Annotated in this window: 10 protein-coding genes; 4 read left to right on the top strand and 6 right to left on the bottom strand. The window is 50.7% G+C overall.

Features of this window, described 5'->3' with window-relative positions:
- Nucleotides 1–1491: N-acyl-D-amino-acid deacylase family protein (locus tag OB13_RS16940; protein WP_461491365.1), on the bottom strand; the 1491-nt coding region annotated here is incomplete at its 3' end.
- 285 nt (nt 1492–1776) lie between these two features.
- Here OB13_RS16940 and OB13_RS16935 point away from each other — a divergent pair.
- The gene (locus OB13_RS16935) at nt 1777–2370 is read left to right on the top strand and encodes a YMGG-like glycine zipper-containing protein (protein ID WP_461491364.1); all 594 of its coding nucleotides are present in this window, start codon (nt 1777–1779) and stop codon (nt 2368–2370) included.
- A 125-nt stretch (nt 2371–2495) separates the two neighbouring features.
- A complete protein-coding gene (locus tag OB13_RS16930; RefSeq protein WP_461491363.1) occupies nt 2496–2951 on the top strand; it encodes a YybH family protein in 456 nt (151 codons plus the stop codon).
- A gap of 89 nt (nt 2952–3040) precedes the next feature.
- Here OB13_RS16930 and OB13_RS16925 read toward each other — a convergent pair whose 3' ends face one another.
- Together OB13_RS16925 and OB13_RS16920 are read right to left on the bottom strand one after the other, a co-directional pair.
- Complete coding sequence (locus OB13_RS16925; protein ID WP_461491362.1) at nt 3041–4273, bottom strand: nucleoside recognition domain-containing protein; 1233 nt, start codon at nt 4271–4273, stop codon at nt 3041–3043.
- A gap of 129 nt (nt 4274–4402) precedes the next feature.
- Nucleotides 4403–5851: a M14 family metallopeptidase gene (locus OB13_RS16920; protein ID WP_461491361.1), complete on the bottom strand. Its 1449-nt coding sequence runs from the start codon at nt 5849–5851 to the stop codon at nt 4403–4405.
- A 196-nt stretch (nt 5852–6047) separates the two neighbouring features.
- Here OB13_RS16920 and OB13_RS16915 point away from each other — a divergent pair, with 196 nt between their 5' ends.
- Nucleotides 6048–6209, top strand: a complete 162-nt coding sequence (locus tag OB13_RS16915; protein WP_461491360.1) for a hypothetical protein — start codon at nt 6048–6050, stop codon at nt 6207–6209.
- On the opposite strand, the gene OB13_RS16910 is transcribed toward OB13_RS16915, so the two are convergent.
- From OB13_RS16910 to OB13_RS16900, 3 genes are all read right to left on the bottom strand, one after another.
- A complete protein-coding gene (locus OB13_RS16910) occupies nt 6206–6640 on the bottom strand; it encodes a hypothetical protein (protein ID WP_461491359.1) in 435 nt (144 codons plus the stop codon). The genes OB13_RS16915 and OB13_RS16910 overlap by 4 nt on opposite strands.
- Nucleotides 6641–6949: 309 nt before the next feature.
- Nucleotides 6950–7534 (bottom strand): SAM-dependent methyltransferase, encoded by a 585-nt coding sequence (locus tag OB13_RS16905; protein ID WP_461491358.1) that lies wholly within the window; start codon nt 7532–7534, stop codon nt 6950–6952.
- A 308-nt stretch (nt 7535–7842) separates the two neighbouring features.
- Nucleotides 7843–9261: an APC family permease gene (locus tag OB13_RS16900; RefSeq protein ID WP_461491357.1), complete on the bottom strand. Its 1419-nt coding sequence runs from the start codon at nt 9259–9261 to the stop codon at nt 7843–7845.
- A gap of 405 nt (nt 9262–9666) precedes the next feature.
- Between OB13_RS16900 and OB13_RS16895 the strand changes: the two genes are divergently transcribed.
- Nucleotides 9667–10032: a BlaI/MecI/CopY family transcriptional regulator gene (locus OB13_RS16895; protein ID WP_461491356.1), complete on the top strand. Its 366-nt coding sequence runs from the start codon at nt 9667–9669 to the stop codon at nt 10030–10032.
- Nucleotides 10033–10106 lie beyond the last annotated feature (74 nt).

Genomic DNA, 10106 nt, shown 5'->3' with positions numbered 1-10106 from the left:
TTCTTTCACGATCTGCCCATTTAAAAGGATATACCTGAAGCCAGAAGCAAGCTGGTGAGGGTTCTCATACGTCGCATTCTCCTTTACTTCCTTCGGATCGAACAGCAGCAGGTCCGCTTTGTAGCCCGCTAGGACAAGTCCCCGATCAGCCAGTCCAATCGTCTGGGCAGGCAGGCCGGTCATTTTACGGATGGCCTCCTCGAGTGGCAGGAGTTTCTCATTGACAACGTATTTTTCCAGTATTCTGGCAAAGGCTCCATAACCTCTGGGGTGACGCATAGAAGGGCTGCCGTCGGTACAGATCATGATGTGGGGATCTTTCAGGAAAGTTTCCTGCAGCGCTTCGTCCATAATAAAGTAAGCTCCGTCCGCTCCGTAAGGGCCTATGTCTTCCATGAGCGCTAGCTCAAATGGCTTTTTGAGTTCTTCTGCTACCTGCCCAAGTGTCTTGGCTTTGTAGGATCCGGAGCCGAGGAGGGTTGCTTCAGGGCCGTTGCGTTGTATTATCTTCTTTTTCAGGAAGGTCGCTAGTTCTTCTCTTCTGGTTCTCAGCACTTCCTGATAATCGTTCGGTTTCTTGGCCCAGTCCGGAAACAGGATCTCTATACCTGTATAAGAGGCTGTGTAAGGATAAAAGTCTGCTGTCACCTGTATACCCTGTTTGCGGGCTTCGTCCAGGAGCTGTAGTAGCTCATTTGCCCGGTTTTCGCCTTTGCCATACACTACTTTGATATGCGACACATGCACTGGGCAGTACTTCCCCTGTACCAGCAGCTCCCGAATAGAACGTTCTACCAGGGCGTCATCTTCGTTGCGCATATGGCTCATGATCAGGCCTTTTTTGCTGCCTACGACTTTGGCCAGCCTGTTTAGCTCCGCGCTGTCAGCATACATGCCGGGGGTATACTCCAGGCCCGTCGTCATGCCAAAGCAGCCGGCATCCAGCGCCTTTATCAACAGCTTTTCCATGGCTGCCATACCTGCTTCTGAAGGGACGCTATCATACTGTATACCTGAAAGCATACGCAGGGTGTTGTGGCCTGCAAATAAGGCCACATTTACACCCGGCTTTTTCTCCGCTACGGCATCCATCCATACCTGAATGTCTTCCTGCTCCGGACTGAAGCCATCCTGTCCGAGGCAGATGGTGGTCACCCCCATCGACAGGAAATTGGTAAATGCCGGCGTTTCCAGCGGATCACCGTGTGCGTGGGCATCGATAAAGCCCGGCGTCAGGTATAGGCCACGGGCATCTATTGTTCTGCCGGCCGTGTAAGTCGCCGACGTATCCGGATCAATCAGCGCGATGGAGTCGCCTTGCAGCAGCACGTTGGCCACGTATGCTGCTTTCCCGGTTCCATCAATTACAATGGCTTTTTCTATCAGCAGATCATAGGATACCGCATCCTGCTGGTTCTGGCAGGAGGTGATAACTGCTGCTATCGAAACCAAGGCAGCTACTTTAGTGGCTAACAGTCTGAATGTCGTCATGCTTAAATATAGAGGATTCTGATGCTAAAACAATAGCCGGAGGCACAGGCAGCATACTTCGTGCTAGAGCTAAAAAATATGCTGACCCTGCTTAAATTTTTTTTGGCTGATTTTAATTTATTACAATATACTGATTGTCAATATATTGTGGTTTGAGTATAGGGCTGTTCGCTGTCCTGTGCGTGTTGTGTTCCGCTAACAAATCACACAAATAGCGTATATGGCATACAAATTGTAAATACAGACCATAATTAGATTTAGGTTTTCTTATTAAAAGAGATCGTTATGAAAAAGGTAAGTTATGTAGTGAGCCTGGCACTGATGGTATCAGTTGCTGTTGGCAGTTCGGCACAAGCGCAGGAGAAAAGAACCGGCTGGAGCCCGCAGGCAAAAGGTGCAGTGATTGGTGCCGGTACAGGTGCTGCTGCAGGAGCCATCATTCATAAGCGTAACCGGGTTGTAGGTGGTGCTGTGGGTGGTGTTGTAGGCGGCGCGGCCGGCTACGGTATAGGCAAGCATATTGACAATAAAAATAAGGAGAGAGAAGCAGAAGCTGCCCGTATAGCAGCGGCTGAGAGAGCGGCAGCGGCCGAAAGAACCGCGGCGGCAAACAGAGCAGCCGCTAACCGTGAGGCAGCCAACAGAGCAAGTGTAGCTAAAAACTCGAAAGCTCCTGCCAAATCCGTAGCGGCCAGACAGTCCAGCCTGGTAGCTGCGACTCCGATGGAGGAAAATGCTGCGAACTCTGTTGCTATGATGTATAATGCAAGTGGCGAGACGCTACCGTATATGGTGAATGCGGCTTATCTGCCGAATGAGCATTATGGCGACCGTTCAAAGCCGTACCATACCTCCGAATATAGAAGAAAGAGTTGGTAACAGGCATACCCTGTCATTCATCTACACAATGCCCGGGCTTCAGGTCCGGGCATTTTAAATAAATCCCGATATATATTCTTTCCGTAATAAGCCGTGGTTCATTTATACATTTAAATTCTGACAACATGAAAACGTTCCTTTATATAATATTCGCAACCGTATTCCTGGCTTCCTGTTCGGAAGCGAAGGAAGAAGTAAACGTACAGGATCTTAACCAGCAGTTTATTGGAGCCTGGAATTCCAAAGACTCAGACAAGATCATCTCGTTGCTGGCAGATGATGTTCACTTCCTGCAAGGAGAAGTACACTTCAGCGGAAAAAATGAAGTAGCTGACAAGTGGGTGAGAGAGACAATGGGTACGATCACGGATCTGAAAACCAATGTGGTCAGCACAGGTACCGACAAGGAAATAGCGTATGAAGCTGGTACCTTTTCAGTCGATGTGCTTCCTTCGGGCCCGAATGAGCCCCACGCCTACGGAGAAGGCAATTTTATGCTTCTCTGGAAGAAAGGAGCCGATGGCACCTGGAAATTAAGCTATGCCCAGTTGGAAGATATGCCGGTAGTGGCCAGAAATTAAGCCATCCGATTACGTTTTACTTAAACAACAAGAGGCTGCCTGTGAAGGGCAGCCTCTTGTTGTTTAAGTAAAATAAAGTCCGTTTCTGTTTAATGAAAGAACATATAGGCTATAAATATAGCTGCCAGTATACCTGCCAGATCAGCCAGCAGACCACAGGTTAAGGCATAGCGGGACCGCTTGATGCCTACCGAACCAAAGTAGACAGCCAGTATATAGAAAGTAGTTTCGGTAGAGCCCTGGAAAACTGATGCCATACGCCCGACAAATGAATCGACACCATAATTGGTCATGGCCTCGACCATCAGCCCGCGTGCACCACTGCCACTCAGCGGTTTCATGAAAGCAACCGGCAAGGCCGGTACAAAGTCTGTGTTCACACCCGCCAGCGCGATCAGGTAACCCATGCCATTCACCAGCATGTCGAGTGCACCGGAAGTACGGAACACGCCGATCGCCACCAGGATGGCTACCAGGTATGGGATGATGGTGATGGCTACCGTAAAGCCTTCTTTCGCACCTTCAATAAAAGCCTCATATACATTCACCTTCCGGATCAGGGCCAATCCGATAAAGGAAATGATGATCGAGAAAAGGATGACATTACTGGCTACTGTGGAAATAATGCTGATCTGCTCCTGCGGGATCGTGCTGAAGTAATAGATAAGACTGGCTATCAGAAGCAGGAGCGTACCCAGGTAGGCCAGTATGACCGGGTTGAAGAGATTGATACGCTGGTAGATCGCCACAGAGATCAGACCCACCAGGGTCGAGAAGAAAGTAGCCAGCAGGATCGGTATAAACACATCGGAAGGATCCACGGCGCCCAGCTGTGCACGGAATACCATGATGCTGATCGGGATGATGGTAAGTCCGGAAGTATTGAGCACCAAAAACATGATCTGGGCATTGGACGCCCGTTCTTTGATGGGGTTCAGCTCCTGCATCTCCTTCATGGCTTTGAGGCCAAGCGGAGTGGCTGCATTGTCCAGACCCAGCATATTGGCCGAGAAGTTCATCAGGATGGAACCGAACACCGGGTGGTTTTTGGGGAGCTCCGGGAAGAGGCGGTTGAAGAAAGGGGCCACCAGCCGGGCGAAAATCGCGATGATGCCCCCTCGCTCGCCTACCTTCATCAGGCCCAGCCAAAGGGTCATCACCCCGGTCAGGCCCAGGGAAATCTCAAAGCCGAGTTTGGCATTGTCGAAGGTACTGGCTACAAGTTTCTGGAAAATCTCAACGTCGTTGAAGAAGATGAGTTGGAACAGGGCAATGGCAAAGGCGATCAGGAAAAAGGCCGCCCACAAATAATTTAATACCATGAAGAAAAGGTTGGTTGGTCAGGAATCGGACTGTAAGATACAAACTGATCCCATAACCGGTTGTGCTATATAGTAGAAATTTAGTTGATACCTGTGTTTCAGGAATGTGGAGGCAGGAAAAACCAGTCGCTACAGCACGAGTCCGTGAAAGAGCGCCGGTCTGCTGCCTTGCAGGTCATAGACAAAGCCATTCACGATCGCATAGCGTACCTGGCCTTTTTCATCCTGCAGTACAAAATGTGCCCCCCGATCCAGGCCCAGGCGATGATTCACAGTACCTGAAAGCGTGGTTACGTTCAACGGCAGTTCCAGCGGGTTTACAGTTGCATGCGGAAGTGTTTCTACCCGGACAGTGGTATAGCCCTCCTGTAACAGCTGAAGCGATCGCGCAGGCGTTAACTCGGACAGGTTCTTAAAAGGCGACGCGTATACCTTACCCGGCACCAGCGTCAGCCCGGCAGCATCCAGTTCCTCGTAGCCATAGAAGACGCTCATGTCCCCGATCTCCTCTATACTGCTGGCCTGATAGAAGCCCTTTGCATTTGCCGCCTTTACTTCGGAGTGGTTGATGCCGACATCCAGCAGCGTATTTTGTCCGTCTTCCTGGTAGCGTACGCCCCGCAGCACCAGGTCAAAGAGGTACCGTTCATTTTCAGGTATTTTGAAATAATCCTTCCGGTCATACGCCTTATAACCTTCGTCTCCGATCAGGTGCAGGGCCGAAACGATGGATGCAAAGTTGAGCTGGCGGATATACTGTTTCTCCGGATCGCCTTTGTAGCCACCGGACTCGATCAGGATCACGCTGGTGCCCCATTTCTGGATATTGTCGCCAAAAGCACGTGGCTCGTGCTCATCGGAGTATTTGGCCACCTGCCCCGGTATAAATTGCTGCAGCGCCTCATTCATGCCTACAATCGTGCGCATGGCCCGGTCGCGTACTTCGTTCACAGACTGCGCGTGGTCGTAGGCCGGTGCCAGGAAGGAGATGGTAGCCGGCTTGGGAGTGGTGCCTACGGTATAGTGGCGGCTCTGGTCATGCAGGTTGAAGCCAAACTCCGGATCCAGGCTATCCCGCAGGCTTTTCAGCAACCGGGCCTCCGGGCTTTGTAGCCGGAGCGCGTCCCTATTGAGGTCCAGCCCCAGCGCATTGCGGCGTTTGTACTGCTCGGCCCCGTCCGGGTTCAGCATGGGCACAATGTAGAGCGTCGTGTTCTGCAGGATATGCTGCCGCACAGGATCTAACGCGTCTGATTTCTGCAGAAAATTGAAGAGGTCAAGCAAAGCCATCGTGGCCGTTGGCTCGTCCCCGTGCATCTGCGACCAGAGCATGACTTTGGTCTTGCCCGTACCTACTTTCACCAGGTAGATGTCACGCGCCTCTACCGACTGGCCTACTACCTGCACTTCAAACAAAGGGTGCTGCTTCAGTTGCTCGAGCAGCGGAACAATGTCCTCGTGCTTGAAGCGCCGGTGCGATACGGCAGGCTCCTTATAAGTGGCATGTTGTTCAAAGGCCTGACCGGCGATTTGCGCAATGGGCTTGTGTGTCTGGCACTGGGTAGCTAAAAAAGTCATGAATATCAGTAAAAATATAGAGCGTTTTCGCTTCATAGCACAAGTTTTAGGCGGCTGTTTTCAACCGCAAGTGAGCAAAATCCTCCGGCTATACCTGGGCAGGACCGGAGGTGTTCGGTTCACCTTGATAAGCTAAGGCGAAAACAGGTATAACAGATCGAATAAGGTATAGCTGCTGCAGAAAGCGAAACAGAATTTGCCGCTAAAGATAACGAATCAGACGATACACTGCGACAGTCCCCTTGCTATACCTTCCGGGAAAAAATACGCCTCCCGTTTCAGGTATAAGATCGGGTCTATACCTGAAACGGGAGGCGCTCATTCTATTTCCCTGGTTGATACCGAAAAAGGGGATTAGTTATTCGGCCATGCATTCCAGGGAATGCGGCTCAGGATAAGGATCAGGCCCAAACCATAGAAAATGGCAATGCTTCTGAAGCGCTTCTTGTCATCCCCGAGGCGCTTGGCGCGGGCATAACCTACTGTGATCAGCACCACCGCAATGATCATTGTAAGCGGGTGCTCCAGGATGTAAAGTCTTGAAACAGAATCCTTCATGGCAGCACCTGACGCATTGGCCATACCCAGCGGCGAGACAAAGTACAGGATCAGGCCGAACACCCACTGCAGGTGCGCCGGGATCAGACCAAGCAGGCTGGTCTTTCTGTTCTTATCCGTAAAGGGCTTGTTGCCGAACAAACCGGCAAGGGCACTCACGAGACTGATCACCAGACCTAGCAGTACCAGGTAGGTTAGGTAGGAATGTAAATGCTGTAGTCCTGTATACATGTTTTTGTGTTTTGTTGGTGTCCGTCGTAAATATACATTAAAAGATCAAAATACAGGAATATTGACCAAGATTGCGTGTGGATCCGGAGCGGGGAGGCAGGTATAGCATTTCCTCTAAAAGCAGCTTACGGCCCGAGAACCGGCTCCGGATGGAACGCCAGGTATAGCCGGAAACGAAGTGTTTTCACCTCTTCCAGTTTCAGGATCTGGCGCCTTCCTGCCGTGGAGCGCGCTGCGGGAAGCATCGAAAAAGCCCGCGCTGTGCACAACACGGGCTTTCTATACCTGACTGACTTGTTTCTCTTAGGCTTATTTTTTCTTTTCCGGCACAGTCCAGAGGTAGATGGTGGAGCCTTCTACATTCATGGTTTCATCAGGCTGCCAGTCGCCCATGTCGAAGGCGTGGGAGACGATGCGGGTGCCGGGTTTGAGCTGTTCCAGCAGCATGGGGCGAAGCTTCATGTTGACGGTTGGCAACAGGTATAGCGTGACCACGGATGCCGGGCTATAATCCACTTTAAACAGATTTCCCTCTACAAATTTTACCTTATCAGTCACACCTGCTTCCTTGGCATTGGCGTTGGCTTCTTTGATGCGCTCGGGATTGATGTCAAAGCCGGTAGCTTTGGCGCCATACTCTTTTGCAGCCGTCACCACAATGCGTCCGTCACCGCAGCCCAGGTCATACAGAACATCTTTGCTGTTCACATTGGCCAGCTTGAGCATGGCATCGACCACAGCCTGTGGAGTAGGCACGTAAGGTACATCCAGCTTGGGAGCCTCCGTAGACTTGGTGGTTGGGGTTGATTTAGGTGTCGTAGTCGTCTGTGCAAACGAAACCGTTACGCAAAGCGCCATCACTACGGCAGAGAGTGAATGTCTGATTAATCTCATCTTCTTTCCTTTCGTTAAAAAAATTATATAAAAATTAAAATTTCATATGCAAAGGAGCGGACGGATCTCTCGCTCAGGCTGCCGGACAGCGCAGGGTATACGGCCGGGTTTGGGGAGCTGGCTTCCACAGCTTGCTGCTGCAGACCCTAGTTCTACGATTTAGGCTGATTATCAGTTCTGTCTGATTTCAGAAAGAAGCAAAAAGAAGCCAGCCGATGCTTATGACTTTAATTATATAATCAAATCATTCCACCTCGATAACAACCTGCTATACCTGCACTGCCAGGGAAGAAGCCGTGTACTTCCTCTTACTTTCGGCGCTGCATACGTTTCTCGATGGCCGGCAATGCCAGCAGAAGCAGCACGCCTGCCACCAGTACCCCAATCCCGACCAGGGCTCCCAGCCCGGTATACATCAGACTTGAATAAAGCAGGTAGGCACTTGTCAGGCAAAAGATAAGCGGGGTGATGGGATAGAAGGGTACCCGGAAAGGCCGGTTCAGGTCAGGCTCTTTTCTTCTGAGGATGAATAATGCTATACCTACCAAGAGCAGGAAAAACCAGAAAACCGGCGCGGTATACTCTACCATTGTGGCAAATCCATTCCGTGTCAGCACACCCAAGCCGATCAGCCCAAGCGAGATGGTGCCCTGTACAATAAAAGCATTGACAGGCGAAGAGGTCCGGGCATTCCATTTGCCAAGGTATCCTAATACCTGAAAGTCGCGTCCCAGGGCATAATTGGTGCGGGCACCGGTAAAGATGGTCGCATTCACGGAGGTCAGCGCAGAAACCGTCACGATCAGCCCGATCAGCACCACACCGGCTTCACCAAACGTAATACGCATCAGGTCACCGGCTACGGCTTCCGATTGCGCCATACCGCCCAGGCCCAGCACGTGGAGGTAGGAGAGGTTGGTCAGCAGGTAGATCAGGGTAATGATGGCAATACTGGAGATCAGTGCGATGGCCATGCCCCTGCGCCCCGAGCGCAACTCCGCTGAAATGTAAGCGGCTTCGTTCCAGCCCCCGAACGTCAGCAGCACAAAGACCATGGCCAGCCCCAGGGAGGTGGTGGAACCGGACAGGGCAGGCACGGCAGTTATGGGGCCATTTCCATCCGGAGCAAAAAAGATTCCGGCTACTATGACGATCAGAATACCGAGGACTTCCAGGGCAGTGAGCAGCTTCTGTGTACCGGCCCCGAATTGGACACCAATGATGTTGATCCCGGTCAAAGAGATGACCACCAGGGCAGCATAGATCACCGAGGAATACTCGCCGATGCGGTAGATCTGGGCCAGGTAGTCTCCCACGATAAAAGAGAGGATGGCAATGGAGCCGGTTTGGATCACGCTCATCCGGGCCCAGGCAAACAGAAAAGCCAGTTTTTTGCCGAAAGCCCTCGTCAGAAAGTGGTAATCCCCGCCCGCATGCGGAAAAGTAGTGGTCAATTCGGCATAGCAAAGTGCGCCGATCAGGGAAACAAGCCCACCCAATACCCAGGCTGTCACGAACATGGCCGGATTTTCGACATTGGCAGCCACCAGCGAAGGTGTCCGGAATATACCTGCTCCCACCACGATCCCGACGATCATGGCGATGGCGTCGACCATACCCAGGGCCGGCCTGGGTTCCGCTTCGGATTCAACTGCTGACACAGTGGCCGTTACTTCCTGTGGCACCTCTGTGGCGGCCATGCCAGGTTCCTGGTTCCTTTCTTCCATACGCTATCCGTAATCGGTGAAGCCAGGCGAAATGTTCACTGCCTGAAAGCAATTGTACGTTCAGTGTCAAGGTTTTAGCGAATATTCAAAAACTTTTTTTCCTGTAAAAAATAGGAAACTTGGGAGGGTGATTTTACCCCGTAAGGGCGGACAGCAGATAAAGGCTTGCCTGGGAGGTGCACCGAACAGACCAGTTTAGCGATACAGGAGCAGCACGCGTAAATTTTTTTGACCGATACTAACTAGAGAAAGCTCCAAAATGAACTACTACAGGCTTTTTCGCTGCAAAAACTGTTAAAGTTTAATTAAATTTTGATTAAGTTACATCCTAATTTATTAGGAGTCGTACTAATTGATTAGGAAAGCTACTAACGTATTAGTAGCTTTGATCTAAATACTACCACCATGTTAAAATTAGGAAAACGAGAAGAGCAGATCATGCAGGTTGTCTGGCAACTCGGGGATGCCTTTATCAAAGACATCATCGATGAGATGCCGGAACCAAAACCGCACTATAACACCATTGCCACTATGGTGAAAATTTTGACTGAAAAGGGATTTCTGAGTGCCGAAAAAATTGGAAACATGTACCGGTATTCTCCCCTAGTTCCCCTGGCCGAGTATAGAGAGCAGGATGTGGCTACTATCAAGCGGAAGTACTTTGGGAACTCCTTCACCAAAATGATCACACATTTTGCCAAAGAGGAAAACCTGTCCAATGAAGAACTCGATGAGCTTGTTCGCATCATCAAATCCCAAAAGACCAGCTAAAAATTTAAGACTATGATCGAGTATCTCATAAAAGTCTCTTTCATGATAGGTATAGCCTTTACCTTTTACAAGGC

The organism is Pontibacter sp. HJ8, from assembly GCF_054824225.1.
This window is presented reverse-complemented; position numbering and strand designations above follow the sequence as displayed.